This is a genomic window from Acaryochloris thomasi RCC1774, from assembly GCF_003231495.1.
In the GTDB taxonomy this organism is placed as follows: Bacteria; Cyanobacteriota; Cyanobacteriia; order Thermosynechococcales; family Thermosynechococcaceae; genus RCC1774.
This window is the reverse complement of record NZ_PQWO01000002.1, coordinates 365899-392440: the sequence shown is the minus strand read 5'-3', so window position 1 is coordinate 392440 and position 26542 is coordinate 365899. Positions and strand designations below refer to the sequence as shown.

The following is a 26542-nucleotide window of genomic DNA, read 5'->3' as shown; positions in this document are numbered from 1 at the left end:
GCTCACTTCAACAACATCGGCAATGAACAACTCAGACATTCAATTTGAATCCCTAAACGATAGCGATACAACCGTTATCTCGATGCAATCAAATCTGTTGAAACCGACAGAACTCAAGGAATTTACCCTAGAAGCTTTTAGAACTAAAGGGCTGGAAAGATTAGGGCAAATTGTTGAAGAAAGAGGGCAGGGAAAATTTCCCGCTAATGCAGGTAAGACTTGGTTTGAGAAAGGTCTTGAGTGCGAGCTTCTAAGCGCTAACTCTCAGGGCTAGCAAAAGGGAAGGTGAGATTCAGAGTCATTCTTGACTTTTGTCCAGACAAGCCAGAAATGAATGAATCAGAGCTAGATGCCCTGAGATAAGAAGATCTTGGTAATTTCAGCTGCTCTTGGCAGCCGCATCTTGGCCCCCAAAATCGAATCAACCACTGCTCATACTGAAAATATTAACGATGAACTACTCCAATCCAAAATTTAAACCCTTTAATGACGAGGGTACAGCCGTTTCGATTAGCTCTAATATGTTCAAGCAAAAAGAGCTAATGCAATATGCGTTAACGGCTTTCCAAGACCACGGATTGAATCAACTAGGCAAAATGATCTGGGATGAGGGCCGTGGCAAGTTCCCGATTGACAAACCAGAAAATTATCGTGAAGCATGGTTTACCGATGGTTTAGACTGCGAAATTCTTGAACCGAGTTCTCAGGGCTGGCAGAAAGGCAAGGTGAGATTCAAAGTTACGCTTGAGTTTTATCCAGACGAGCCAGAAATGAATGAATCAGGACTAGACGCTCTTAGAGAACCTAGCAGCTATCAGAACCAGTAATTTTCCTTCGAGGTATACCATGCAAAAAAATTCTGTCATTCTTTCTAGCTGTGATGTAATTTCGCCCATCGGAGAAACAAAGAGTCTACCTTACACCTTTAAAGCGAAGGAACTATTGATTGACTTGAAAGATGGATGGGCCAGAAGTAATCAAGAGAAGCTAGTATTCAGCGAAGGATTTAGCTGTCATGTATTAAGACCAAATGGTGAAGGTTGGCAAACTGGCAAATTTCGGGTTGTCATCGAGTTTTGTCCAGATTCACCAGAAGAGGCAACTGACGAACCAGCTGCGGAACAAGCATCAAGCACAGAATCTCCTTTAGATGCACTGAGGCAAGAAACGACTCAAGTAAATGGTCACGGGTAGACATGGATAAAACACCTCGCATTCCTATCCCTGTAGGTGTCAGAAGTTATGTCCTGGCTAGAGATGGTCACCAATGTCAGAGCTGCAGCCAATCACACGTTCCCTTAGAAGTGGATCACATCATTCCGTTGGCGAAGGGTGGCCCCAACGATATCAGCAATCTGCATACGCTTTGTCAGCGCTGCAACCGTAAGAAATGCGATCGCATCGACCCACAATTTCAGCGGCGCTATCTTTAGCATCTTGTTTTGCCAGCAAAATTTGTGATGAGAATAAACAGTATTGTGCAGGGTTGCGATCTCATCAAAGTCCAGGCAACAAATATCAGAGACCATAGCGACTAGACTAGAGAAAATGTTCTAATGCCCCAATTTCGACATTAGAGGTGCAGCATAATGAACACAGTCACACTGACCCTAGAACCACTTGTCCAACTGACTGACCAACAATTCCTCAAGCTTTGTCATGCCAATCCAGACGCCAAACTTGAACGCACTGCCAGTGGTGAATTAGTTGTTATGCCACCCACAGGCGGAGAAAGCGGACATCGCAATCGCAGACTAACTCAGCAGCTCGGCAACTGGACTGACCAAGACGGCACCGGGGAGTCCTTCGATTCCAGCACTATGTTTCGTTTGCCCAATGGAGCCTTTCGTTCACCTGATGCCGCCTGGATTCCACTGGCAAAGTGGAATGTCCTGACACTTGAAGAACGCAGAACCTTCCCGCCCCTATGCCCAGACTTTGTTATTGAACTGAGATCACCTAGCGACACACTCCGCCCCCTGCAAGACAAAATGCAGGAATATATCGATAACGGCACCCGCCTCGGCTGGCTCCTCAACCCTCAAGATCGACAAGTAGAGATTTTTAGACAGGGGCAACAGAAAGAAGTGCTGTCTTCGCCACATCAGCTTGACGGAGAGAATATCCTGCACGGCTTTGTTCTAAAGCTACAGCGAATCTTTTAACTAACAACTAAATCCGTCACAATTATTGCAAAGGGTAAAGACTCTTGGGTAATATGGATCGTTACTGCAAAATAATTCCCACCCCTACAGCCATGGCAAAACGAATACAGCTCCTCCTCAATCAAGATGTCAAAAAACTTGGCACATCCGGTCAACTGGTCGAGGTAGCCCCCGGTTATGCCCGCAACTACCTGATTCCTCAGGGGATGGGGGTTCGTGTCACCAAGGGTGTCCTCAAGCAAATCGAATTCCGCAAAGCCGAAGAAGTGAAGCGCATTGCCGCCCTTAAAGCCGGTGCCGAGAAGCAAAAAACAGCCCTAGAGACCATTGGCGTCTTCAGCATTAAAGAGAAAGCGGGCGAAGAAGACATGCTCTTTGGCCGTGTCACAGCCATCGATATCGCTGATCTTGTTCAAAACACCAGCGGCATCGAACTCGACCGACGTGAGCTAGACATCCCTGAGATTCGCAAGCTAGGCACCTATAACGTTGACCTGAAGCTACACCCAGAAGTCACCGCCACAGTTAAGATCGAGGTGCTGCCCGACTAGTACTCATATACTCATGTACAATAGTGTTCCCATGTTGTGCATGACAGGATCGGCGGGCTGACTCGTGGTTTATCAACTTGACTTCCAGGCACCGAGCGAAGACCGCTTACCGCCTCAGAATATCGAAGCTGAAGAATCGATTCTGGGCGGTATTTTGCTGGACCCCGAGGCCATCGGACGCGTCGCAGAGCTCCTGACGCCAGATACGTTCTATATCAGCGCCCATCAAGAGATTTACCGTGCGGCTCTGGCACTTCACGCCCAGGGAAGCCCCACAGATTTGATGTGCGTGACCGCTTGGCTGCAGGATCAGGGACTGCTAGAGAAAGTCGGCGGTCAAAGTAAGCTGACGCAGCTCGTCGACTCCATCGTCAGCGCTGTCAATATTGACCAGTACGCGGCCCTTATTAAAGAGAAGAATCTACGCCGTCAGCTGATTAAAGCGACGGGTGAAGTTAATCAAATGGCCTATGACACCTCTAAATCTCTAGAGGTGATTTTGGATGAAGCTGAGCAGCAGATTTTTAGCGTCACCCAAGACCGAGCCAGTCAGGGGCTAGTGGCAACAGAGGATATTCTGGCCAGCACCTTTGCTGAAATTGAACAGCGATCGCTGGGCCAAGTACTCCCCGGCCTCTCCTGCAACTTTTACGATCTTGATGCAATGACCCAGGGCTTTCAGCGCTCTGACCTGATTATCGTTGCCGGTCGTCCTTCGATGGGGAAAACAGCTCTAACGCTGCAGATTGCTCGACAGGTCGCTGAAATCCATCAGCTTGGCGTTGCAGTCTTTAGCCTAGAGATGTCAAAGGAGCAGCTTGTTCAGCGCTTGCTATCCTGCGAGGCAGGCATCGATAGCAACTATTTGCGGGCCGGACGCATCCAGCAAAACCAATGGGAACCCCTCAGTCGCGCGATTGGCACGCTCTCTCAGCTTGGCATCTATATTGATGATTCACCGAACCCGTCTGTGAATGAGCTACGATCCAATGCTCGCCGTCTACAGGCAGAGCGTCCTGAAGGGCTGGGTCTGGTGATGATCGACTACCTGCAGCTCATGGGGTCCGGTGATTCAGAAGGCCGAGTGCAGGAAATTTCTAAAATTACGCGGGCGCTCAAGGGTTTAGCGCGTGAATTAAATGTGCCGGTGATTGTATTATCTCAGCTCAGTCGTGGCGTTGAATCTCGAACGAACAAGCGCCCCCTAATGTCTGACCTCAGAGAGTCTGGGTCGATTGAGCAGGATGCTGACTTAATCGTTTTGCTATATCGGGATGATTACTACAATCCTGATAGTCCTGAGCGCGGCATCTGTGAGCTGAATATTGCCAAGCATAGAAACGGTCCCGTCGGGACGGTGAAGCTGCTCTTCGAACCGAAGTTAACGCGGTTTTTCAATCTAGCCAAACCTGGAGGGGGATAAGCTGGGCGAGAACTTGCTCATAATTTTGAGCTGTAGTCGTCTCCACTAAGCTAAGTCGTCATGGTTTATTGATCTGTCTGTAGCTGCGGAGAATGATGCGATCGCAAGTCCAGCAAAACATCACGAGCAGAGGTAAACCACACAGAGCAAAGGGGAACCGGAATTTAGCATTCTGCATCCCCCTACCTCTTCTTGTGAGGGGTTCTAAGCGTCTGACATCTCTCAATTAAGAGCGGGGAGACCAGCGGTTACCAGCCTCCTCTTACTTCGTTGACGCAGAGACCACTAGATAGAACCGATCGCGCCTACATTGGCAAGAAAAATAAAAGCACCTGTAAGCAAAAGTATTGCTGTGGAAGCTTTGCGAAGTGCATCAGAATTCATGGCCTTGAAGTCCCTATCATTACGTCAGGTAACCATGATTGCACAAATATTAAGAAATGTGTTGTCAAAAATCTATCGTTCAGGAATTGAGTCTTTGCTTTAGAGCGGCTTGGGCTTCTTCGCGGTCATCGAAGTGAATCTTCTCCGTGCCTAGAATCTGATAGTCTTCGTGGCCTTTACCCGCGATTAAGACAAAATCTCCTGGCTGAGCCTTGAGAATTGCCGCCTGAATAGCAGCATGGCGATCGACTTCCACAACCGGCTGAACGCTATCATCGATACCCGCCAAAACATCCTGCAGAATTTGCTGGGGATCTTCAGTACGGGGGTTATCTGAAGTCACAACTACCTGATCGGCGAAACTAGCGGCAATGCCACCCATCAGCGGACGCTTGGTGCGATCGCGATCGCCACCACAGCCAAACACACAAATCATCTGGCCCTTCACAAAGGGGCGTGCAGCCTTCAGCATATTTTCTAAACTGTCAGGCGTATGGGCATAGTCAACGATGACGCTAATATCTTGGCTTGGTACAACGGCAACCTGCTCCATCCGCCCTGGCACACCCAAGAACTGAGATAGAGCTTGGACCATCATCTCGAGATCAAGCTCAAGAGCTAAGCCTGCCCCCACCGCCGCCAACAGATTAGCAACGTTGAACTGTCCCACCAGCGGTGACTGAAACGGAACTGTGCCTGAGGGCGTATGCAGTTGTCCCTGTACACCACCCGGGGCATAGACCAGATCGCTGGTCCACAGATCAGCATCAGAGTTTTCTGTGCTGTAGGTCCATACGCTGTCAACGCGTTCGATCAGGCGACGACCGTAGGAGTCATCGAGGTTAACAATGGCCCGTCCCTGTAGGTAAGTGGGACTAAACAAGAGCGCCTTCGCTTCAAAGTAGTCGTCTAAATCTTTGTGGTAGTCCAGATGATCCTGCGTCAGATTAGAAAAGACCGCCACGCTGAACTTACAGCCCAGAACCCGCTGCTGCGCCAGGGCATGAGAACTGATTTCCATAACGCCGTACTCAGAACCAGCTTTCTGGGCAGCCGATAGCTGCTGCTGCAGGTCCACCGCAAAAGGTGTTGTGTGAGTAGCCGTTTGTTCATGCCCCGGCCAACGGGCATAGAGCGTCCCAAGGAGGGCAGTCGCCTTCTGACAGTGATTAAATAGATATTCAATTAGATGGGTGGTAGTGGTTTTACCATTGGTGCCGGTCACACCCACCATCTGCATCTTTTGGCTGGGATAGTCATAGAAAGCAGCCGCCACTTCAGCACAGACGCGATTCATATCCGTCATGGGGATGACGCAGGCAGTCCCCTCTTCAGGGCGCGGGACCTGGGCAGAGACTAAAGCTGCCACGGCTCCTGACTCAATGGCGCTTGCCCAAAAATCGCCGCCATCAACACGGGTACCCGGCATACCCATAAATAAATCGCCAGGCTTGCAGGTCCAAGAATTGGTTGCCAGCCCCGTAATCTCTGTTTCCAGAGCCGAATGTGTTGAGCTGTTCCAGGTTGACTCCGCACTGAGTTCAGCGGGAAGTTGGGCAAGTAAGGCACGCAATTTGACCATTGTTGACCTATGAGCTGCTGCAGAGCTTATTCTAAGCTGCTCCAGTGTCTAAAAACCATGCCCAAAATTAGGATAGATCATGCAGCTTTTCCAGAGACTTTTGCAACGCATCAATTGAGTCGGGGAATCGAGCAAGTAAGACAGCCCCGGCATGAGGGATATGGGTAGACTGAATGTACTCTATTCACAATCGCCGAGATGTTCGATCCCTCACCGCAGCGAGGACCACAAACGCCAAATGAGCAGCTCTTGGTGGGGCTGCTCATTACCCTGGCAGCCAGCCTACTGGCATTGGAGTTTGCCCAGGATTTCCAGCCCGCCAAGTTCAGCTTTTTCTTTTTTGTCTTCTTCTGGTTTCCGCTGCTGGTTTTGCATGAAGCGGCACATGCAGCGATGGCAAGTGTTCTAGGGTGGTCTGTCGATAAAGTTGTGATCGGAATTGGGCGACCTTTGCGTTCTTTCCACATCGGCTCCATTGCAGTGGAGTGGCGATTGCTGCCACTGGAGGGCTTTACCCGTTGTCGCCCCACGAACCTAGAACTACCGCGCGTGAAAAACGCTTTGATCTATCTGGCAGGACCGGGGATCGAGATCATACTTGCGGTCTTCATCCTTGTGGTCGTGGGCCCCAATCACCTATTACGCAACTCAGATCAGGTGGGAATGATCGCCCTCCAAACATTGGCAGTCACAAGCTGCTGCGCAGGGATTATGAATCTGATTCCGTTTTCAGTTCGGACCCCTCAGAAAACGATTGTTAATGACGGCTTGGGAATTTTGCTGGCGATTATCACCCCGCGCCACAGATATATTGAAGCGCTGAGACCGATGATTGGTGATAGCCAGTAGTACCGTTCGATTGTCCGCAGAGACTTAGCTCTTCCTCTGTCGGCAAGCCGGTCAGAAACCATCACAAACGTGGACTAGAGATGGATGACGTCATCTTCCCTTTTGCCGCGCTCCATATCTTTTTTATCTTGCTCAATTTGGCAGGACTGCCATACTTTGGAGACCGCCTGTATCGCGACATCTAAAGGAACCTCACTCAACGTTTTTGAGAAATGATGCTTGAGACCCATGATGAGCTGGGCTTCTTGAGGCTGATAATTTTTCGGAGACTGCTGTTGCGAAGAATATTCAGGCACAATTTTAATATTTTTACTATACAGAGAGTATTCCCTAAAACCCGATTATCAACATCATCTTCTCCCAAGATTCCTTGCTGTCAAGAACACAAGCTCTTCATTTGAGATCAGGGAGCTTAGGAACGATTTGCGACCAACTCCAACTTTCGAGAAGCTGCTCTCTAAGCTTTCAAGGATTTATGGAGGAACTTTTGGAGCTGTTCAACCGAGAGGCGAGGAGAGGGACGAGGAAGTTGTTTCTCCGTCGCATCTGCTGCCATTTGGAACAGGACGGGAACTTCGTACTGATAGGCCTGGAACCAAGCATCATTGATCGTGATGTCTCTAACTTCTAACTGCAGCGGTGGCTCCTGAATCTGCTCCAGTTTTTCTTGAAGTCCCTCACAGAGGTGACAGCCCGGCTTGCTGTAGAGAATGAGCTGAATCATGACGGCAGATCATTGGAGTAGTGCTGGATCATCTTCATCGTCTCTTGGTAACGGTCCATATTCTGCTGCTCTAGAAAAAGAGGTAGAGCGCTTGCCAGTGCTTTGATACCGCTGACTTTATCTCCAGTCTTGGCTGAGGTAACCCCCTGCTCAAACAAGGTCTCGGCCTCCGAAGGTGGCTGTGGCTGAACATCTAACGCCAAAGGGATACCACAGTGAATGCAAAATCGATTGTGAGGCAGGTTGCCTTGATGATCGCACTGACTAGGAGACATTCGATTCGCAAAGGGTAGCGGCCCTTCGCTCTTTTTTGAAGGCCGCGGTGTTTTTGCTAGGGGTTTTTGCCGAATCGCATGATTGAGATCCTCAGTGGCTCCTTGACTATCTCCCAGAGCAGCACGACTGCGCCCACGCTTGTAGTAGACCTCACTTTGGGTCGGGTCAAGGCGAATCGACTCGGTATAGTCTGCGATCGCTCCGTCTAAATCACCGAGTAAGGCCCGACTTTTACCCCGTTCAAAGAAGGCATGAGCATCGTTAGGGTTATCACGAATGGCTTGGGAAGTCGCTTCAATAGCCGATTCTATCGGCGGCAGAGTCTTATCAGATGGCTGCGGGTTGGCGGGCAGATCACTTTTGAGCGTGGCGATGGTATCTGCCAGTTCACCACTGAAGTCCTTAAGAAGACTCAACGACTGAAGACGGGTCCAATGAATGGCTTGTTCTAGATCCTGCATCGCGGCATCAGCATCCCCAAGAGCATTGCGACTTTGACCGCGCTGATAGTAGGCCTGCGTGTTGTGGGGATCTCGCTCAATAATTTCGGTGTAATCTGAGATCGCACCCAATAAATCGCCTTGGACGGCCCGAGCTTGAGCGCGGTCAAAATAGCTTTCCACAGACTCAGGCGGCATAACCGCTGGCGGCGGAGAGGAGGAGGAGGATAGTTCTACCTCTGGAGGAACTGACTCAGACCAAGAAACCTCAATGCTGGATGTCGAAGAGGGGGCAAATTGAGCCTCACCTGGGAGTGGATCCGTTGCGGCTTCAAGCTGCCGTTCTGGCGCACAAACAGGTTCCTGAGCTGACGGCAAAAGAGGCGGAGGATCACTGGCACCCTTAAGCGCTTCTAGAGAATAGGTGCGATTATATTGAGCGGCCTCGTGGCTGGGGTCATAGAGCAATGCTTGGCTAAAGTCTTGAGTGGCCCTGGCCTCATCGCCCAATTGGGCATAGCAATAGCCACGATGAAAATAAGCATCGGCATGGTCTGACTTACGCTCAATGGCCTGGGTAAAGTCGTTAATGGCGGTGGGCTGTTCTCCGAGTCTCGCCAAAAACAGTCCCCGACGATAGTAAGCATTGGCGTCTCTCGGTACGTTGAGAATCGCCTGCGAATAGTCAGCTAAAGCGCCTTTCTCATCACCTAATTCAGCAAGGGCTTCAGCACGCCTATAGTAAGCCTTGACGCATAAAGAATTAATCTGCAAAGCCTGACTGAAGTCACCGACGGCTCCCTGCAAATCATTCGATTGGGCACGCCCAATCCCGCGATGAAAATAGGCTTCATCGTAATCTGGAAGCAACTGAATCGCTTCACTGAAGTCTAAGATCGCCTGTTCAAATCGACCGACAGTATTATGTAGAAATCCGCGGTTAAAGTAGGCTGTAGCCTTAGCTGGGTTAAGCTGGATCGCTTCGTTGAAGTCGTCCAGGGCACCGTCGACATCACCATTGACGGCTCGTTTATTAGCTCGATTGATAAACGCTTCTGGGCTATCGAGATCGTCACCATAAACCTTGGCCAGCGCCCCGGCGTGAGAGACAGGCAGCGAGGGCTGATCGGTGAATAGGTTGCGAAGTTTACCCAGGAAAGAACTCAAAATTGCGGCCCAATGGTACTGAGACGATAAAGATCACTCAACGGATTAGAAATGGTAGCGCCTAGGCTTTTCGCCAACACCCATATCTCTAATATTATCCTCACAATCTAGCGGATGATTGGTCGCTCTGCATAGCGGGTCTGAATGAGACCTAGCTCTTCTACCCAATAGATAAATGACCAGAAAACGAGCAGTGCGAGTTACCCCAAAACCGGGCAGTGCGAGATACGGAGTTCAAGGATCGAGTTGGGGTGCTAAAACTAAGAATGTCTCAATACCTGATTATCTCTACAGGTAAAGGGATTCTCTAGACCCGGGCCGTAGTCTTCACCTGTTGTCAATGCCATACAATTGCCGATGCCCTTTTTTCCGCTAAACCGCTTCGCAAAAACCGATCAGAAGGGTGATGAGGCTAGTCCAGAAACTCCGCAAGGTCTGGGGACGTTCGCTGGCGTTTATACGCCTTCGGTTTTAACGATCTTAGGAGTCATCATGTACCTGCGCTTCGGCTGGGTGCTGGGTAATGTGGGGCTCTTCAATACGTTACTAATCGTGACGCTGTCGACCTCTATTACGTTTCTGACGGCACTCTCCATAGCTGCGATCGCAACTGATCAAACGGTCCGAGCAGGCGGCGCTTATTACATGATTAGCCGATCCCTCGGCATTGAAACCGGCGGAGCCGTCGGCATCCCGCTCTTTTTTGCCCAAGCCTTTTCTGTGGCGCTGTATACCTTAGGATTCGCCGAAAGCTTAGTGCAGGCGTTTCCAAATCTCAACCAAACCCTAGTGGCCTTAATCACTACAGCCATCATTGGCCTCCTGGCGCTGCGGTCCCTTGATATCGCAATGAAAGCCCAGTACATCATCATGGGCGCCATCATTCTGTCGTTGGCCTCACTGGTCTTCGGCAAGCCATTAGCGGGGGTAGACATCAATCCTCTTGGGGCTCCAGTCGCCCTGCCCATTGCTGAAGCCGCCGATTTTTGGGCCGTCTTTGCTGTTTTCTTCCCTGCCGTCACCGGGATTATGGCAGGCGTCAATCTCTCCGGCGACCTCAAAGATCCCAAGCGATCCATTCCCAAAGGCACGCTCGCCGCAGTGGGAACCGGCTATCTCGTCTATATGCTGCTGCCGATTTTGCTGGCGTTTCGAGCCGACTTCCCAAGCCTTGTCCAGGATCCCCTCGTAATGCGCCGCATTTCTCTATGGGGCAATGCGATCTTTCTCGGGGTTTGGGGAGCCACCCTATCAAGCGCTATCGGCAGTATTTTAGGTGCCCCACGCGTTTTGCAGGCACTGGCGAGAGATGGTGTTTTGCCCCGTTCACTACGCTGGTTAGGACAAGGCAGCGGTCCGAGCGACACACCCAAATGGGGAACCCTGTTAACTCTGGCACTAGCCCTGACGCTAGTGCTGCTGGGAGATATCAACCTGATCGCTCCCATTTTGAGCATGTTTTTCTTGACCACCTATATGGTGCTCAATGTGGCAGCAGCCATTGAGGGATTCGTCCGTAGTCCCTCCTTTCGACCCACGTTCAAAGTGCATTGGATCTTCTCTTTGGCAGGGGCAGTCGGCTGCATTGCCGTCATGTTTTTGATCAATGGATTTGCCACCATTGTCGCCGCCGTCGTTTCGCTCGCTATTTATCTCTGGCTAGAGCGGCAAGAGATCGAGAGCACTTGGGGAGATGTGCGCCAGGGGATGTGGATGACCTTGGTACGAATGGGTTTGTTCAATCTAGCTCGCGTTCCTGACGTCAAGAATTGGCGGCCCCACATTCTAGTGCTGTCAGGCGTACCGTCGCGGCGCTGGCACCTCGTGGAGTTCGCCTCTGCCCTTTCCCACAATCGCGGCCTGGTTACGATTGCCAGCGTTTTGCCCAGTGGGGCACGGGACACCCATCAGCAGGTGACCATGGAGGCGATGATCCAGGACTATTTAGAGCGTCGTGGGACGCAGGCATTAGTACGCCTCGTCCAGGGACAGGACTTTTTTGAAGGGGCAGAGCGGTTAGTAGAAGCCTATGGCTTAGGGACGCTGGTCCCCAATACGATTGTGCTGGGGGCAACCGGAGAGTCAGAGAGCCAAGATCGCTACTGCCAAATGATTGCGAACTTCCATCAGGTGCAGCGGAACGTTGTGATCTTGCGCTACCAGACGCCCCAGCCTCGGAGCCTGCGATTGCGGTCTCGCATCGATGTGTGGTGGGGAGGACTCAAAAATAACGGGGGTCTGATGCTGATTGTGGCCGATCTCCTGCGGACCAGCCGGGAATGGCGCAATGCGGTTGTCTGGCTCAAGCTGGTGGTGCCCAATCAGGCCGCAGCAGAAGCTGCTCGCATGAATATCAAAGCGGTTCTGAAACGACTACGGGTGGATGCCGTTGCTGAAGTCTTGATTTCTGACGGACAGCCCTTTGATAAAATTCTGCAGCTATCGTCGAAAACAGCGGACCTAGTGGTTTTAGGCATGGCAACGCCACACGAAAACTACAGCCAGTACTACACCAAGCTGCAGGAACGGACAGCAGGCTTACCGACGACTTTATTTGTACTGGCCTCTGAAGATTTAGATTTTATTGAGGTTTTAGATAACGATTAAAATTCGGCCCTTCGCAAAATTGAGGGGCCGAATTATCTCTCTATGCAAGGGACGCCTGTCCTTGAATTCATTACGAGAAACGAACAAAAGATCATCTTTCTTATCGAAAATCTGAATCTACAGAAGCATTGCATTGCTTAGGTTAGAGTTCGGTTTAAGGTTTGTTGCAGAATTGCGATCGCAACTCCTCCATATGCGATTCTTAAGGAGCATAAATACTCATCAACAAACGTTAAGCAATCGAGTGCGATGGAACAGCAGCAACGGTCAACGGTCATTATCACAGGGGCATCTTCAGGGGTCGGTTTATTTGCAGCTAAAGCACTAGCCCTCTCCGGCAAGTGGCACGTGATTATGGCCTGCCGCAATTTTCTCAAGACCGAGACCGCAGCCCGAGCTGAGGGTATGCCTCGGGACAGCTACTCCGTCATTCACCTCGATCTCGCCTGTCAAGAAAGCGTGCATCAGTTCGTCAGGAACTTCCGGCAAATGGGTCGCCCCCTGGATGCACTTGTCTGCAATGCAGCCATCTATACTCCTCTACAGAAAAAGCCGCAGCGAACCCCTGAGGGCTACGAACTTAACGTCGGTACCAACCACCTCGGGCATTTTTTGCTCTGCAATCTGCTCCTCGAAGATCTGAAAAAGTCATCCCATCCGCAGCGACGGATGGTGATTCTGGGCACCGTCACCGCCAACCCCAAAGAGTTGGGTGGCAAAATCCCCATTCCAGCCCCGCCAGATCTGGGCGATCTCAGAGGTCTAGAGGCGGGCTTTCAAGACCCAGTGACAATGATCAACGGCAAAAAGTACAAGCCGGGTAAAGCCTACAAAGACAGCAAGCTGTGCAACATGCTGACCATGCGAGAGCTGCACCGTCGCTATCATCAGTCAACAGGTATTACCTTCAGCGCCCTTTATCCGGGCTGTGTCGCCACCACCGGTCTGTTCCGCAATCACTTTTGGCTGTTCAGATTTTTGTTTCCTAAATTCCAGCGGTTTATTACCGGCGGCTTTGTCACCGAAGACACGGCAGGCATTCGGGTCGCGCAGGTCGTTGCCGATCCGCTGTTTAGCAAATCCGGCGTCTACTGGAGCTGGGGCAATCGCCAGAAAAGTGGTCGGGAATCCTTCGTACAGGAAGTTTCAGACGAAGCCAGCGACGATCAGAAGTCAGTGCGCCTGTGGGAATTGAGCGCTAAATTGGTGGGCCTAACAGAACAAGGGCGTGAGCTAAGTTCGGTGGGTTCTTTGGGCCAGTAAAAGACGACTAAATAAACACCATCGGCTTATCCTTGAGGGGCGCAAAGGCCTCCGCATCAAATCGATAAAGCGAGGCAGGGCGACCGGCACCTCGACCCACTTTTTGGCCGGTCGCCGCCAAAAAACCCAGCTTTAGAATCCGAGCGCGGAAGTTAGAATAGTCTGAAAATTGGTCGCCCAGTACCGTGCGGTAGAGCTGATAGAGATCGCTGAGGGTAAACAAGTCGGGCAAAACGTCGAAGGCCACAGGGCTGTACTCTAGCTTGTTGCGGAGTCGGTTATGACCGTAGGCCAAAATTTGTGCGTGATCGAAGGCCAGCGGGGGAATCTGTCCAATGGGGTGCCACGAGATCAGATGTCGCTCATCGCTCATCAAAATAGCTTCTTCATAGCGCACGACGGCAAAGTAGCTCACGGACAGGTAGCGGGAGCTTTCTGCTGATTCTCGCGGATCTCGGTTAGGGCCGCCAAAGGTATAGAGCTGCTCTAGGTAAAGGTTCTGAACCCGAATCTTCTCAGATAAAATGCGATAGGCAGCATTTTCTAGGGCCTCGCCTTGCCGGACAAGTGTTCCCGGCAAGGCCCACTGCCCCACGTAGGGCGGCGTCTGACGCACCGCCAACAGCACCAGAAGCTGATTATGGTTGGTATCAACGGAAAAGATGACGTTATCGACGCCCACATTGAAACCCGCTAGGGGCAGATCCGACGGGAGTTCAAGGGAGTCTGTAGGTTTGGGGTATAAATCATGCTCTTGAATATAGGTTGAGATGGTCTCGGGCAGTCCAGCCGAATTGCCGGTGTTGCGGTAAGCGCTCGAAGAAATATCGGGGCCGAGAAAGTCTGCAATCGCAACTTCTGCCTGTTGCGATCGCAACGCCTGCAGCGTCGCCTCCATCAGCGGCGCACCGGAGCGCGGCACTACCAAAATCTTTACGAGCCTCAAAAGTTCTGCAACGCGATGCCAGTGCAAAAGAGTTGGTAGCACGTCAGAGCCCACTACTAGCGTAAACTGAGCCGCAGGCCAGCGTAGACGGGCCGTATTCACCGTATTCAGCGTCCTCGGATCGCTCAGATTGGGATCGTGCTGAATCTGAGGTACTTGCACCTGGTCTACCAAGCGCCGCAGCATTTGCTGACGATGTTCAAGGGGCGTTTGATTCCCTTTAAATGGATTATCTGATGCCCAAACAGCCACAAGGTCAAAGCGTTGCACCAACCATTCTAGAACCACCTGATGACCGATCGTCGGTGGATCTGCGCTAGTACCAAAAAGAGCAATATTCATACAAGCATGAAGCAGCAGTAGGGACAGCAGCGAAGTTTAGTTAGCGCCATCAATGCTCCACAACCGGAAGTAGCCGGAACTTTTGCACAGGTGCTCAACGTCAATCAAACGCAAAGGTCTACAGCAGTAGCCAACGAAGTTAGGACAGCCACTTTTTGGCAGATCTATATAGATTTCAACCATTGGCTTTATGGTCCTACTCGATGCGTGTACCGCCATAAATTCGGGTCAGTCAGATCAAAACATAATGGTAAGATGACCAGAACTTAAAGCCTATTATTCTACAGTCGCGTTGTTTGAGGGTTGATCCACAGTGTCTACAAAATTCGCCACACGTTTCATAGGGCATCGCCCATCTTGGAGAGTTGCGATCGCAACCCTGCCCGCAGTCATTATCAGCTCGGCCTTCCTCGCAGTACCAGCTCAAGCTCAAAGCCTAGATGGCTTGGGCGAAGGTCAGCAAGTAACCCCCACCAACGTTGAGCCATTAAGTCCAGACGTTGCCCGCAGTGGCCTGTTCAGCATTGCCGCAGGCAAAAACCTAATGGCCGAGTCCGAGAGCGCAGTCGCATCTCAAAACTATGACTTAGCCGCCAAAAAACTGCAGGACTCCCGCAGCATTTTCAACCAGCTTTCTAACTTTTATCAGGCTCTGACCTCTAGCTTTCAAGGCGTCAGCCGCGTCGCAGCCGATAGCCACCGACGGAAAGCGCTAGAAACGGCTCAGCTTAGAGATCAGGCAACGTATCAGCTCGCCCTTGTCTACCGTTCTCAAAGCAAGCCAGAGAAATCGATTCCGCTCTTGATTGAGATTATTCGCAGCCAAAATCCGACCCGCGACCTCGGCAAAAAGTCTTACCAGCAGCTCGTTGAGCTAGGTTTTGTCGATGCCCCCCTTCCCAAAACTCAAACAAAAGAGAACAAGAAATCAAAACCGGTTGTGAAACCAGAGGAAGCAGCCCCTTCGGCCCCTACCCCATCTGCACCACCGTCCGTCGTGCCTCAAGGCGCTGACATCAACTAAAGTTCAAGTGACGAGATTCTCAAATTGCTTCTGAGACAGTCGCCATTGATCTCGACTGCAATTGAATAAAGGCTGATAGACAGGGAGTGGCGCGATAGGTCACCACCTGTCTATTTCATGTCCGGCGAAGAGACCTTGAACCGGTATGTTAGATACCTTGAACCGCTATGTTTAAAGTTAAACTAATGACTGTTCTAGAACATTGCCATGAGGTAGCTGAATGATTAGCCCAGACAATCTTGAAGCCATGATTCAAGCGGGTTTACCTGGGGCCGAAGTCCATGCTCAGGATCTCACGGGTGGCGGCGATCACTATCAAGCAACAGTCGTGTCCTCCGCCTTTGCCGACAAAAACTTAGTTCAGCAGCACCAGATGGTTTATGCAACCGTCAATCAAGTCATGGCAACTGAAGAACTTCATGCCCTAGCCCTCAAAACTTATACGCCAGAGAAGTGGGCCACCCTCAATCCTGAGGTGGTCACCAGCCCCAATCCGTAAGTCATACCCACACTCATTTCAGGAAAATAACTATGACACCCGAAGTCAAAACTCGCCTTGATGACATCGTTCAGAAAAACAAAATTGTTGTATTCATGAAGGGGTCAAAACTAATGCCCCAATGTGGATTTTCTAACAACGCCGTCCAGCTGTTGAATAGTCTGGGTGCACCTTACGAGACCGTGGATGTACTTTCAGATCCTGATATTCGTCAAGGCATTAAAGAATATTCCAACTGGCCTACAATTCCACAGGTGTACATCAATGGCGAATTTGTGGGTGGGTCCGATGTTTTGATTGAGCTATACCAGCAGGGGGACTTGCAAGAAATGGTCGAAGTCGCCTTAGCCTCCTAGCAAAAAAACTGAATTTTGAGAGGGTGATTGCTAGGCAGCAGTCACCCCTTGTTTTGAGATCGCAGAACTTGAACGACAGGAACCAATCATGACGAAATACGTAATGTGGGGCAGCTATTGCGAAGATGTTCTCGAAAAGCGAACGCCCTACCGTCAGGATCACCTCGATGGTTTAGCTGCCCAAAAAGAATCTGGCACTTTAATCACCATTGGCCCCACAAAAGATATTACGAAAGTCTTTGGCATCTACGAAGCTGCCGACGAAGCCACAGTCCGCCAGCTCATTGAGTCAGACCCCTACTGGAAAGGCGGAGTCTGGACTGAGTACGAAGTCAAAGAATGGATCCAGGCGCTATAAAATCAGCAACGCTGTTCTAAGACCAGAGCAAACTCAGATCTAGAACAAATCCAGGTAAAATACCTTCCCCTGCCAGGGTGCGAGGAGATGGTAAAACTTCAACAGCTTCCCCCTGCCGATAAATTTCAACTTGGCGGCTCCGAGGAACAATTAACCAGCCTAGCTGCACCTGACAGTCTCTATACTCCCGCATTTTCGACTGTAGTGCTGGCAAAGAGTCGGTTGCAGACATCAGCTCTAGAACAAAATCGGGCGCAATGGGCGGGAACTTAGTTCGTTGCTCAGTTGTCAGAGCGTTCCACCGTTCTAGACGGATCCAGGCAACATCTGGAGATCGATTTGCACCGTTGGGTAATTTGAAGCAGGTTGAAGAGTCGAAGCCGATACCTAAATTGGCTTTGCGGTTCCAAATCGCAACTTCAGTAGCTAATTCAAAATTGCGGTGACCTGCTTCTCCGCCAGTCGGGGGCATGATGATTAAGTCTCTTTTGCTGTTGCGTTCAAACTTAAGCTCAGGGTTTGCCTGACACAGCTGGAAAAACTGGTCATCCGTCAGCTTGCAGATGGTATCAAAGTTAACGGTGTACGCTGTCATCCTCTTTACCTCGCCAAGGCAGCAATATCTAACATTGTGGCAGAAATGAATAGCCCGATCTGAATAGCCTACGCCCTAAATCTGCATGAAGTACATCTGAGATGGCAGCGATCGCCGGAGCTAGACCGCTATACTTCATATAGAGACATTACTTAAACTCCCTGACCGGCATGGTATCTTCTTCAAATTCCAGTGTACGAACTGAGATGAATGAACTGCGGCGTCTGCGCTCTTTGCTGCCCCCTGAACTACAGAGCTGGGTTACGGTAGAGGCGACGACCGCGATTAACCCACCTTTGATTACTTCAGAAGAACTGGGGCAAGATCAGGTCGAGGTACAGGTTGATCTGATTCGCTGGGAAGAGTTTGCCAAAGATCAGCGGAATCTCCTGTTCTGGCACGAGGTTGCCCGAATTCAGAACGACACAATTCCAAGAGACGGCTGGGAAATGGCGGCGCTGGCGATCGGCTTAGGTGGTGCCGTAGGAGAGCTATGGGTCCAGGATGGCCTATTGCTAATCTTGGCAATGGCCCTTTGCGGCGTGTCAGGATGGCGACTCTACAAGCGTAATAATTCACAGCAGAGCCTGGATAATGTAACGGCTGCGGATGAAAAAGCGATCGCACTTGCGACTCGTTTCGGCTATTCTCTGCCCAACGCCTATAAAAGCCTCGGCAGCGCCTTGAAGGTGCTGATTGATCAAACACCTAATCGTCGCAAACGCAAACAGTTTGAAGCGCGTCTGCAGGCATTAAAAACAGGTGCAGCAGAGGCAAAGGCTCGCAGCAAAGCCATGCGCACAGAGCGAGAAGGCCGATCTCAGGGCAAAGAACGTCCCCAGAGCAAAGAACGTCCTCCAATCAAAGAGACTATTAAAGAAACAGTCAAGGAGTCTCGACCCTACACACCTTAAAGAAACAGAAAACTATTAGGCCCCACCATCTTTAGTTGGGTTGGGCTTCATGACTCTTGTTTTTGAAAACATCGTACATTGGTGGCAGGGTAAGTCTTCCATCTCAGGGTCAAATTCAAGATCTGGCCCTGTCGTGAAAAGCTTACGCGAAAATTGATAGTACTTGTTATTCCAAATCTCGTCGATGGATTCTTCGAGAATATTGCCATAGGAAAATCGGTTTAGGCCCCGACCGCAGCAGGGATAGACATTGCCGTCGGGACGGACCATCATGGACAAATAGACCCAGAGGCAGCGTCCTGAACTCTTATCATTCTGAGCATCCTCTATCTGGGCAGGATTAAATCCCCAATCATCAGGCTTCCAGGTAAACTTATCGACCCCAATCTCCTCAAGATAGGTTTCAATCTCCTCCTTCTCTGCCATCAGATGTTCAAACATAATCATCTGAGGTTCAACGATTGGGTACTTCGTTCCAGCTTCTTTTTTACCTTGAACGACGGCTTCAATATTAGTCTTGACGGCATCCACCTCACCCCCAATTCGGTACTGACCGTAAGTTTCTTGGGTAATGCCATCAAGATCAGGCTGTAAAACCGTTAAACGACTCTCTAGAAGTTGATCGAGATCTCGCTCAGGGTTGAAGAGCGTAAAGTTCGTGCTAATAGAAGTACCAATACCTTGATCACTAGCGTAAGCGATCATCTTATAAATATCTTTATTAAGAAGGGGTTCACCACTATCATAGAGGGCTGTACGAATGCTGAACCGCTTAATTTTATTGACAATTTTTTTAAAGTCATCCAGGCTGAGCAAACGCTTCTCTGTCGTTGTTTCCGTATGAGCTGAGCAACCTGGGCAGCGAATATTACAGGCAGTAGATGGGTCAATACGGTAGGTGATTGGCACAGATTTGCAGCGAAGTCTACCTAGTTTCATTTCGGTAAATGCGATCGCAGCATTTATCAGTTTCAGCGGAGTTAAAAACTGGACAGACGCTAACCAGTGGCGCTTCAGGTAGGACAGGAAACTGTTGGTATATATAGTATTCATAATGACAGATGAAAGATACTTTCCATTAACCAATGTAAAAGTTAGCTAAAAACGTCTCTATTATGGACTGAACTAAAGTTCTCTTGAAAAAGTTAGACATAACCGAACCGAGCTGAGAATGGCTGAGTAATTCTATCGATTATCTTGATCTCCTCAGTCGACAAATCGGCAGTGTGTGTGCTGAGCTTGATCACTCCATCGAAACCATGCTTTTGAATAGATTGGCTACCAATGAGGTGAAACTTCTCAGGATAAATAACTGGCTGTTGGAGATTTTCATATTCTACGTCTAAAAATCGAAGAGTCTTTGCCAAAAAATGGTTGGGATCTTGACACAGATCCTCATATCTCATTGAATAATAATTTTCATCCAAAATGAATTTTTTTAAGTTTAAAACTTTTCGATGGACCGAAAGCCATTTTTTTGCAGCAAACGCAATGATATCATTGCGGGATCGCATTTTCATGCTGAAGGCCTTACTTAGATATGGGTATACCTTGGCGTATGAATAGACATAGTCGTGCGGCCTTCTAGTCAAATGAATAAGTTTTGCGGGAATTTGTGATCGGGAAAAAGATTGAATAAAGATAGGCCTAAAGCCTTGTTTACCTCCATCAATAAAGACTGAAGACTGATTTCTACTGACGATAAAGTTTACAAAATCAACGTATGACTCGTAATATTCTCGATAAACTTTATAGGATAGATTCCAAATATAATGTTTGAAAGGAATTGTCATCCCTAACATTACTAGATTGAGGATCTGATTGGCCAGATTTGCGCTAACGGGCTGAATAATCCGAGGGTAGTATGGAATCCAAGAATCTTCTTGTACAAACTTATCTAGATCAGATGTACGGTAGGCCGACTGCCAAAACTCGCAATTTTTTATTTTTTTCTTACATGAACACATCCCATTCTCAAACCTCCTTCGAGGGATTGTCTCTCCCAAACTCGTGATTTTTGAGTGATTATTTAACAATGCCGAAAACAAGGTTGCGCCATGGAAGGCTGGGCAAAAAACGTAATATAGCCTTGCTTTGAGTTCTGGCAAATCGAGATCTATGGTTGGCTGCTCAGCTTGCTGCATAGGATTTTGCATAAAGGCTCTTCAAAGTAAGGCAGTTGGCAGGGGCTTTGCTCAGAATATTCGAGTAGTCGAACGAACCCAAGATCAAGATTACCGCATATTATTCTCAAAAATTACTAGTTCTATTCTGGTGTATATATCTAAATGATGTTTCGGAGGCTTCCTGCTGAAAAAACGAGGAAGTAAGTAGCAGAAGTCGTCTATAGCTAGTCGTCTCTGAAAATCTCATCAGTCTATATATCACAAGCCTTTTAATCGCTAACATACGGCTTTAAAGCACAAGTCAATTCGCTGATCCTTGCAAAAACTGATGAAACAGCGCTTCTCTAAATCGCTTGAAGCCCTCAATGTTTGTATTTGTTCAAATCTATATGCCCCAGACTTGACCTATAGAATTCTTGATATATAAGGGCTGTAGCCAAAGCATCTTCAGAGTGGAAGGGGGGTTTCAGGGACAGCTAGCTACTGGCAAGCCTTTTCGAATACATTTGTTCTTATGCTCTCTGATTCAAATATTTTCAGTTCGCTCCAAGAGTCTGACCAAAGCTACGTTGAAAATTCCAGCGCGTTGGCATTGTCTATACTTCGCTTTTGCAAATGAGATTGCAACTCTGCATAAGCACTATTTACGTATAAAACCAAACGGCCCACTCAAATACATTGACGGCTACTTATTTGACGTTCATCACCGATGACTGGAAGCCGATAAACAATGGGATACGTTAATCATCTTGCACGAGTCGTTTGCCAAAGCTTACTGCCGCATCTTGAATAAATCCTAATCGTTTGTAGAACTTGATCGCGTCAAGATTATCATGGCGAATTTGGAGGTTGATTTTAGGACAGTTGCGATCGCAAAGACAACGCTCGACTTCATCCATCAGCCGACGTCCATAGCCTTGCCGCTGCCAACGTGGATCAACAGCAAGATAGTTGATCCAACCTCGGTGCCCCTCAAACCCGGCCATGATCGTAGCCATAACCTGTTCATCAATTACACCGACCAAGAACAGCTCTGGCTGAACTAAGAGTTTACGAGCGATATCTTTATGCGGATCATTCCACGACCTCAGAAGGCCGCAACGTGCCCAGAGATCAACAACAGACTCTTCATCAAAGTTTTGAAAAGGACGAATCTGCATAGGACTGCATTGTGCCTGTCAAGTTGGAGACAGGCCACGCCTTGAAAAATTTACGCTAAGAAGGCGAAGAAGCCTCTGTAGAAGAGGCATAAGCCTTGAGCTTAATCCGATCCAAACGAGGGTCAACGGAGCTGACCTTCACCTCTAGCCGATCGCCCAACGCCACCGAGAAATCCAGGCGGACAGCCAGCTCTACCCCCAAATCTTCGAGAAGCACCAGCGCCAGGTTCTCATGCTCTCGCAGCCAGCGCAGCACCTCGGCCTGCCAGATGGCATCGGCATGCTGCCGCAAATACTCTAAACACCAATACCGATTAGTCTGCCGCTCGATCAAAGTGGCCTCTTGGGCTGTAGTGGTAACGCTGACGATCAGAGGCGATAGCTCCACGTCACTAAAGGGCAGCGGATCGCCCCGCAGATGCGCCTTAATCTGGAAGTGGGCCAGTAGATCAGCATAGCGACGAATAGGCGAGGTGACCTGGCAATAGCTATCTAATCCCAAGCTAGCGTGGCGGATGGGAGTTGTTCCGACTTCACTGCGAGTCATGCACCCTCGAATCGCACAGGCGCGCACCCACTCAGACGGAAGCTGATCAAGTTCTTCGACCGGTGGAAGTTCTGGCTGCGGCTGTCCCCGAAAGGGAAGCGGCAGATTATGGGTCTCGCCATAGCTTGCAGCGACCTCACCAGTCAAAATCATCATTTCAGCGACGAGGGTGCGGGCTTCAGAATCATCTAGGACTTCGATCCTAATCTGATCGCCCTCTACTTTAATTGAGGATTCCGGGAGGTTGATATTGATCGCGCCCTGCTGCCGTCGCCAGTCCTGACGGCACTTTGACCATTTTGCTAAGCTCAGCAGCTCGGGTTCAGCCTGAACCGCTAAATCCAGCATTTCGTCTACATCTTCATAGGTCAACCGGTAGGTGGGTCGGACTTGGCTAGGACAGATCTCATAGCTGTCGATGCCCCCCTCTTCCGTGAGCGTGACGCCAAAGCTGAGGGCGCAGCATACGTCCCCCTGCACTAAACTCATCGGCCCTGTGGACAACTCTGCAGGGAACATCGGAATCATACCGGTGGGCAGATAAATGGTGGTGCCCCGTCGCTTCGCCTCTTGATCGAGTGCATCCCCCAGCAAAATCCAGCGGCTAGGGTCAGCAATGTGGATCCACAGGCGCTGCTGACCGTTTGCTAGGGTTTCAAGGCTCAAGCCGTCATCAATTTCGCGGGTGCCTTCATCATCAATGGTATAGACCTTCAAGTGGGTCAGATCAGTCCGGGTCGGGTCGGGGTCAGGGGGCATATGCGACAGCCGATCAGCAACGGTAGCTTGAACCGGCGTCGAGAATTCTGTAGAGATCTGACTCCGGCGCAAGAATAGATTTTCGTGGGGATTCCATAGCCTTAGATCAACCAGAAGCTGGAGGGCAGCTTCTGGACTCCCCTGTCGCTTTACAGCAGACAATATTTCAATGGCGTCGGCGCGGTTAGAAGCGCTCTCGCCCATCAAGGCAAACTTTTCTAGGGATTGTAAGTAGATGCGATCGCAACTTTCCCACTCCACATCCTCACCCGCCACGGCTTTTCGCAAAGACGCTTGAAAAGCTTCCTGCTCCTGCAGCCTTTGGGCCTGCTTCTCAACCTGATGCCTCAGCTCCTCCACCTGGGATGAAGGCCGAGGCTCATATACATTGCCCTTCTGCTTAAAATAAAGCTTGTCTTCACTAAGCAACCGATGCGCCGCATAGCAGAACGGTGGTTCTTGATCTGAGAACAGCAGCAGCGCCATCTCAGCAGGCGTCGTGGCCTGCTTATCATCCACCAAAAGTTCCCAAGCAACCTCTAAGCTATCGGGATCATAAACAGATTCCACCGCAGCAAAGAACTCTGCAAGCTCTTTGGGCTCATATCTTTCATCCTCGACAACGTAAGTCATTTGCCGAGGATGAATCGTGTGGGAATGCCCCTTCGCGTCGACGACAACCCAGTTTTTTTTACCCTCAGGTCGCTCTAGCAGGCCAACACGACTCTGCCACAGGCTATCGCTATCGCCTTGGCGTCGAAACTCGACTAATGTTCCTTTCTCCACGGTAGCTCGTCAAATAGGGCGGCAGGCTCTCACTTTCTTGAACGCATGAGATACGGACGTGACTAGCTTTCTCGGTTAATGAAGGGCAGCAAAGCCAGAGTTCTTGCCCGCTTAATGGCCCGCGTCAGATCTCTCTGCTGCCGGGACGTTAAACCCGTAATGCGCTGGGGCAAGATCTTACCTCGCTCAGTAATAAATCGGCGCAGTAAATCTACATCCTTGTAGTCGATGGGCTCACCGGGCTTGATCGGAGAAATGCGGCGGCGGAAATAGGCCATAACGTTGCTCTATCTGAATTGAAACTGTGGACGATGTGCAAAACGCACTATTTGATTTCTTTGTGAGGAGTATGCTTGTTGCAGTGGGTACAGAACTTTTTAAGTTCTAAGCGCCCCGTTGTATTCCGACGATTTTTAGTCGTGGTGTATCGAGATACACCCGGTGAACGGGGAGTTGAATTCGAGCGACACTCGGTGCACTCGAGAGTAATAATGACACGGACGCCTTTAGCCATGGTCTTCTCTAGACGCTAAACATAAATTAAACACAAGCCCCAATTATCGCACACGTTGTTGAGCTTGTGTCAGAACTTTCTTCAGCTTCAGATCTAATGAGTAGCCGCGGGTCGTATAAATAACGACGGTATCAACCCATCGATCATGGAAAGTCTGTAGGCGAACCGGATCAGCCAGCCCAATGCCGTTATCAATCGCTAAAGGCACAATAAACGCCAGCAGTGCAAACCCGCCCGTACTGAAGCCGATCAGCAGCAGCAGACAGCCTCCCCCCGCGATCGCCTCTCGCTTGAGTAAGTCTTCAATTCTAGGCAGTTTGGCCGAACGGGCATCAACGACCTTAAGATCCATCGCCCAGTGCCCCGGACTTTGACCTTGATTATTGATCACCACCGCGACCCGCAACAGCAGCCAAAGCACGGCAAAAATCACCCACTGTCCTAGCTGGAGCTGTGCATCACCCGTGATCGCGACAGTACTCAGCAGCCACGCTAAAGAAAAATCAATTGCTGAAGCAGCGACCCGCACCCACATCTGCGCCTTCGTCAGGCGGGGAGGTAAACGTTTGGGGTAGTAGTCATCGTCAGCAGTCATGGAGTCACTCAATCATCAAATCGCCATAGCTCATAAATCAGAAACTTTGACGGTCAAATTCTAGCATTTGGCCCCTAAAGCTGTTGACTCAGAAGTTCTAGATAAGGCTGCGGATCTTGAGCGACCCAGCCCAAGCTTGAACGAGAGCGCACTTCAAAACGAAGGAAAGCATTGGTCTCGGTTGCGGCTGCAACGGCTCCAAGCTGAGTCCCACGCTGAACGGTTTGCCCCGTCTGCACGGCCAAATCAGAAAGCTGCAGATAGCGAGTCTGGCGGCCCTGACTGTGGTTGATGACAACAATGGAGCCACCTTCCTCTTCTCCAGCAAAGGCCACCGTTCCATCAGCAACGGCATACACAGGCATAGCAGGGGCTGCAGCTAAGTCTACGCTGGTATAGAACTCAGCCGCTTGGGTCTTAGGGTTGACGCGCCAGCCGTAGGCTCCCAATGTTTTTGCGGGTTTAGGTAGAGGGTAGCGATCTCGCTCATAGGCAGTGGCAATCTGCTGCGTTTTGAATAGATCCTGAAAGGGTGCAATCCCAGTGGGCTGATTATGGAGCAGCGGCGACCAATTGACACCAGGAACAAACGCCACTTCTGGCGTTTTCTGGCATCCGTTGAGTTCAAATAAAACATCAGGGCGCACTCGGTAGGCCTTAGCTAAATCGTGAATTGTTTTACCGCGAGGAACCGACACTAAAATGCCGTTGTAGGGAGGTACCGCAATTTTCGTGCCCGCAGGAGCCTGCCCCTGTCTCAGCGAAGGATTTAACCCCATGAGGGTTGTGGGTAAAAGCTGAAACTTTGCCGATACAGTGGTGAGCGTTTCTCCCGAGGTGATGGTGTACTGCTTCAAGCTATCGACAACCGACGGACGACAATCGGCTGGCTCCTGAGCTGCAGCCAGAGGAGAAATCGCCCACAGGGAAACAAACAAACCGGAAGAGACAAAACGCACAAGATGCTTGAACATAGCCAGAATCTAGGGAATATGAGTGGAGAGACGAACCTCCTTCCCTCAATTGTGGCAAAAGAATCTAGGGTTTAGCCAAAAATCGAGCCGCGACTCCGCCGCCCAAGAATCCAAATAGATGCCCCTGCCAAGAGATACCAGGGACAGAGGGCAGAACCCCGAAGACCAAACTGCCGTAAAGAACCGCGACCAGAATCGATAGAAAGCTGGCGGCAAAGCTGCGCTCAAAGTACCCGCGCAGCAGCAAGTAACCAAGGTAACCAAAAATCAGTCCACTTGCGCCAACGTGGACTGTTCTAGAGCCTGCAAAGAACCATGTGCCCAAACCGCCAACGCCCATTGCGATCGCAGTCACCATGAAAAAATCTTCCGTCGAGCGAATCAGAACCAGCCAGCCCAAAACAATAAAGGGGACTGTATTGGCCATCAAATGCCCTAATCCCGCATGGAGAAAAGGAGCAAACAAAATTCCCCGCAGCCCAACCACGGCACGCGGAATGATTCCAAACTCAACGAGGGAACCACGAAATAGGAAGAGGTTCAGGAGCGCTGAAGCCCACATCAGGGCCACCATACTCCCCAGGATCTGGACCTGTATTTTGAGCGCCTGAGTCAT

30 protein-coding genes and 1 pseudogene are annotated in these 26542 nt (G+C 50.0%); 15 read left to right on the top strand and 16 right to left on the bottom strand.

The window, feature by feature from the left end:
* The first annotated feature begins 22 nt into the window (after window positions 1–22).
* From C1752_RS29200 to dnaB, 7 genes are all read left to right on the top strand, one after another.
* Entirely contained in the window at window positions 23–274 is a 252-nt protein-coding gene (locus tag C1752_RS29200; protein WP_110984904.1) for a KGK domain-containing protein, read from the top strand.
* Between the two features lie 178 nt (window positions 275–452).
* A complete protein-coding gene (locus C1752_RS04810) occupies window positions 453–827 on the top strand; it encodes a KGK domain-containing protein (RefSeq protein ID WP_110984903.1) in 375 nt (124 codons plus the stop codon).
* A gap of 19 nt (window positions 828–846) precedes the next feature.
* Window positions 847–1194 (top strand): KGK domain-containing protein, encoded by a 348-nt coding sequence (locus C1752_RS04805; protein ID WP_110984902.1) that lies wholly within the window; start codon window positions 847–849, stop codon window positions 1192–1194.
* A gap of 2 nt (window positions 1195–1196) precedes the next feature.
* Window positions 1197–1433 carry an HNH endonuclease gene (locus C1752_RS04800; RefSeq protein ID WP_110984901.1) on the top strand — a complete coding sequence of 79 codons (237 nt, stop codon included), beginning with the start codon at window positions 1197–1199 and terminating at the stop codon, window positions 1431–1433.
* 156 nt (window positions 1434–1589) lie between these two features.
* Window positions 1590–2165, top strand: coding sequence for a Uma2 family endonuclease (locus C1752_RS04795; RefSeq protein ID WP_110984900.1), 576 nt, complete (start codon window positions 1590–1592; stop codon window positions 2163–2165).
* A gap of 92 nt (window positions 2166–2257) precedes the next feature.
* On the top strand, window positions 2258–2716 hold the full coding sequence (gene rplI, locus C1752_RS04790; RefSeq protein ID WP_110984899.1) for a 50S ribosomal protein L9: 459 nt from the start codon (window positions 2258–2260) through the stop codon (window positions 2714–2716).
* 64 nt (window positions 2717–2780) lie between these two features.
* Window positions 2781–4139 (top strand): replicative DNA helicase, encoded by a 1359-nt coding sequence (gene dnaB / locus C1752_RS04785; protein WP_110984898.1) that lies wholly within the window; start codon window positions 2781–2783, stop codon window positions 4137–4139.
* 463 nt (window positions 4140–4602) lie between these two features.
* Here the strand turns inward: dnaB and C1752_RS04780 are convergent, their stop codons facing one another.
* Entirely contained in the window at window positions 4603–6105 is a 1503-nt protein-coding gene (locus C1752_RS04780; protein ID WP_110984897.1) for a UDP-N-acetylmuramoyl-L-alanyl-D-glutamate--2,6-diaminopimelate ligase, read from the bottom strand.
* A gap of 198 nt (window positions 6106–6303) precedes the next feature.
* Between C1752_RS04780 and C1752_RS04775 the strand changes: the two genes are divergently transcribed.
* Window positions 6304–6954 (top strand): M50 family metallopeptidase, encoded by a 651-nt coding sequence (locus C1752_RS04775; RefSeq protein WP_110984896.1) that lies wholly within the window; start codon window positions 6304–6306, stop codon window positions 6952–6954.
* Window positions 6955–7028: 74 nt separating this feature from the next.
* Here C1752_RS04775 and C1752_RS04770 read toward each other — a convergent pair whose 3' ends face one another.
* The 3 genes from C1752_RS04770 to C1752_RS04760 all read right to left on the bottom strand — a co-directional run bounded on the left by C1752_RS04770 (window position 7029) and on the right by C1752_RS04760 (window position 9561).
* Window positions 7029–7250 (bottom strand): hypothetical protein, encoded by a 222-nt coding sequence (locus C1752_RS04770; RefSeq protein WP_110984895.1) that lies wholly within the window; start codon window positions 7248–7250, stop codon window positions 7029–7031.
* Between the two features lie 161 nt (window positions 7251–7411).
* Entirely contained in the window at window positions 7412–7678 is a 267-nt protein-coding gene (locus tag C1752_RS04765) for a glutaredoxin family protein (RefSeq protein WP_110984894.1), read from the bottom strand.
* Window positions 7675–9561: a tetratricopeptide repeat protein gene (locus C1752_RS04760; protein ID WP_233501339.1), complete on the bottom strand. Its 1887-nt coding sequence runs from the start codon at window positions 9559–9561 to the stop codon at window positions 7675–7677. Before C1752_RS04760 ends, C1752_RS04765 begins: the two co-directional genes overlap by 4 nt.
* 357 nt (window positions 9562–9918) lie before the next feature.
* Here C1752_RS04760 and C1752_RS04755 point away from each other — a divergent pair, with 357 nt between their 5' ends.
* Both C1752_RS04755 and C1752_RS04750 read left to right on the top strand, forming a co-directional pair.
* Window positions 9919–12168 carry an amino acid permease gene (locus C1752_RS04755; RefSeq protein WP_110984893.1) on the top strand — a complete coding sequence of 750 codons (2250 nt, stop codon included), beginning with the start codon at window positions 9919–9921 and terminating at the stop codon, window positions 12166–12168.
* A 249-nt stretch (window positions 12169–12417) separates the two neighbouring features.
* Entirely contained in the window at window positions 12418–13431 is a 1014-nt protein-coding gene (locus C1752_RS04750; RefSeq protein WP_110984892.1) for a protochlorophyllide reductase, read from the top strand.
* A 7-nt stretch (window positions 13432–13438) separates the two neighbouring features.
* On the opposite strand, the gene C1752_RS30185 is transcribed toward C1752_RS04750, so the two are convergent.
* The gene (locus C1752_RS30185; protein WP_199464296.1) at window positions 13439–14134 is read right to left on the bottom strand and encodes an NUDIX hydrolase; all 696 of its coding nucleotides are present in this window, start codon (window positions 14132–14134) and stop codon (window positions 13439–13441) included.
* Between the two features lie 45 nt (window positions 14135–14179).
* Window positions 14180–14719: pseudogene (locus C1752_RS30180) on the bottom strand (nicotinate-nucleotide adenylyltransferase); the annotation flags it as partial.
* Between the two features lie 313 nt (window positions 14720–15032).
* Here C1752_RS30180 and C1752_RS04740 point away from each other — a divergent pair.
* From C1752_RS04740 to C1752_RS04725, 4 genes are all read left to right on the top strand, one after another.
* On the top strand, window positions 15033–15743 hold the full coding sequence (locus tag C1752_RS04740; RefSeq protein WP_199464283.1) for a hypothetical protein: 711 nt from the start codon (window positions 15033–15035) through the stop codon (window positions 15741–15743).
* 220 nt (window positions 15744–15963) lie between these two features.
* Window positions 15964–16242 carry a BolA family protein gene (locus C1752_RS04735; protein WP_110984890.1) on the top strand — a complete coding sequence of 93 codons (279 nt, stop codon included), beginning with the start codon at window positions 15964–15966 and terminating at the stop codon, window positions 16240–16242.
* A gap of 32 nt (window positions 16243–16274) precedes the next feature.
* Window positions 16275–16598, top strand: coding sequence for a Grx4 family monothiol glutaredoxin (grxD, locus tag C1752_RS04730; protein WP_110984889.1), 324 nt, complete (start codon window positions 16275–16277; stop codon window positions 16596–16598).
* An 88-nt stretch (window positions 16599–16686) separates the two neighbouring features.
* The gene (locus C1752_RS04725) at window positions 16687–16956 is read left to right on the top strand and encodes a YciI family protein (protein WP_110984888.1); all 270 of its coding nucleotides are present in this window, start codon (window positions 16687–16689) and stop codon (window positions 16954–16956) included.
* 16 nt (window positions 16957–16972) lie between these two features.
* Here C1752_RS04725 and C1752_RS04720 read toward each other — a convergent pair whose 3' ends face one another.
* Window positions 16973–17551 carry a Uma2 family endonuclease gene (locus C1752_RS04720; protein WP_110984887.1) on the bottom strand — a complete coding sequence of 193 codons (579 nt, stop codon included), beginning with the start codon at window positions 17549–17551 and terminating at the stop codon, window positions 16973–16975.
* Between the two features lie 170 nt (window positions 17552–17721).
* Here C1752_RS04720 and C1752_RS04715 point away from each other — a divergent pair, with 170 nt between their 5' ends.
* On the top strand, window positions 17722–18465 hold the full coding sequence (locus C1752_RS04715) for a DUF3318 domain-containing protein (RefSeq protein WP_110984886.1): 744 nt from the start codon (window positions 17722–17724) through the stop codon (window positions 18463–18465).
* 15 nt (window positions 18466–18480) lie between these two features.
* Here the strand turns inward: C1752_RS04715 and C1752_RS04710 are convergent, their stop codons facing one another.
* The 9 genes from C1752_RS04710 to C1752_RS04670 all read right to left on the bottom strand — a co-directional run bounded on the left by C1752_RS04710 (window position 18481) and on the right by C1752_RS04670 (window position 26542).
* Window positions 18481–19518 (bottom strand): radical SAM/SPASM domain-containing protein, encoded by a 1038-nt coding sequence (locus C1752_RS04710; RefSeq protein ID WP_110984885.1) that lies wholly within the window; start codon window positions 19516–19518, stop codon window positions 18481–18483.
* Between the two features lie 92 nt (window positions 19519–19610).
* Window positions 19611–20621: a sulfotransferase gene (locus C1752_RS04705; protein WP_110984884.1), complete on the bottom strand. Its 1011-nt coding sequence runs from the start codon at window positions 20619–20621 to the stop codon at window positions 19611–19613.
* Window positions 20622–21331: 710 nt separating this feature from the next.
* Window positions 21332–21751, bottom strand: coding sequence for a GNAT family acetyltransferase (locus C1752_RS04700; RefSeq protein ID WP_110984883.1), 420 nt, complete (start codon window positions 21749–21751; stop codon window positions 21332–21334).
* 55 nt (window positions 21752–21806) lie between these two features.
* Window positions 21807–23843, bottom strand: a complete 2037-nt coding sequence (locus C1752_RS04695; protein WP_110984882.1) for a ribonuclease catalytic domain-containing protein — start codon at window positions 23841–23843, stop codon at window positions 21807–21809.
* 62 nt (window positions 23844–23905) lie between these two features.
* Complete coding sequence (gene rpsR / locus C1752_RS04690) at window positions 23906–24121, bottom strand: 30S ribosomal protein S18 (protein ID WP_110984881.1); 216 nt, start codon at window positions 24119–24121, stop codon at window positions 23906–23908.
* A 47-nt stretch (window positions 24122–24168) separates the two neighbouring features.
* Entirely contained in the window at window positions 24169–24357 is a 189-nt protein-coding gene (gene rpmG / locus C1752_RS04685) for a 50S ribosomal protein L33 (protein ID WP_110984880.1), read from the bottom strand.
* Window positions 24358–24400: 43 nt separating this feature from the next.
* Window positions 24401–24952: an RDD family protein gene (locus C1752_RS04680; protein ID WP_110984879.1), complete on the bottom strand. Its 552-nt coding sequence runs from the start codon at window positions 24950–24952 to the stop codon at window positions 24401–24403.
* 74 nt (window positions 24953–25026) lie between these two features.
* Entirely contained in the window at window positions 25027–25926 is a 900-nt protein-coding gene (locus C1752_RS04675) for a peptidoglycan DD-metalloendopeptidase family protein (protein ID WP_110984878.1), read from the bottom strand.
* A gap of 64 nt (window positions 25927–25990) precedes the next feature.
* Window positions 25991–26542: a rhomboid family intramembrane serine protease gene (locus C1752_RS04670; RefSeq protein ID WP_110984877.1), complete on the bottom strand. Its 552-nt coding sequence runs from the start codon at window positions 26540–26542 to the stop codon at window positions 25991–25993.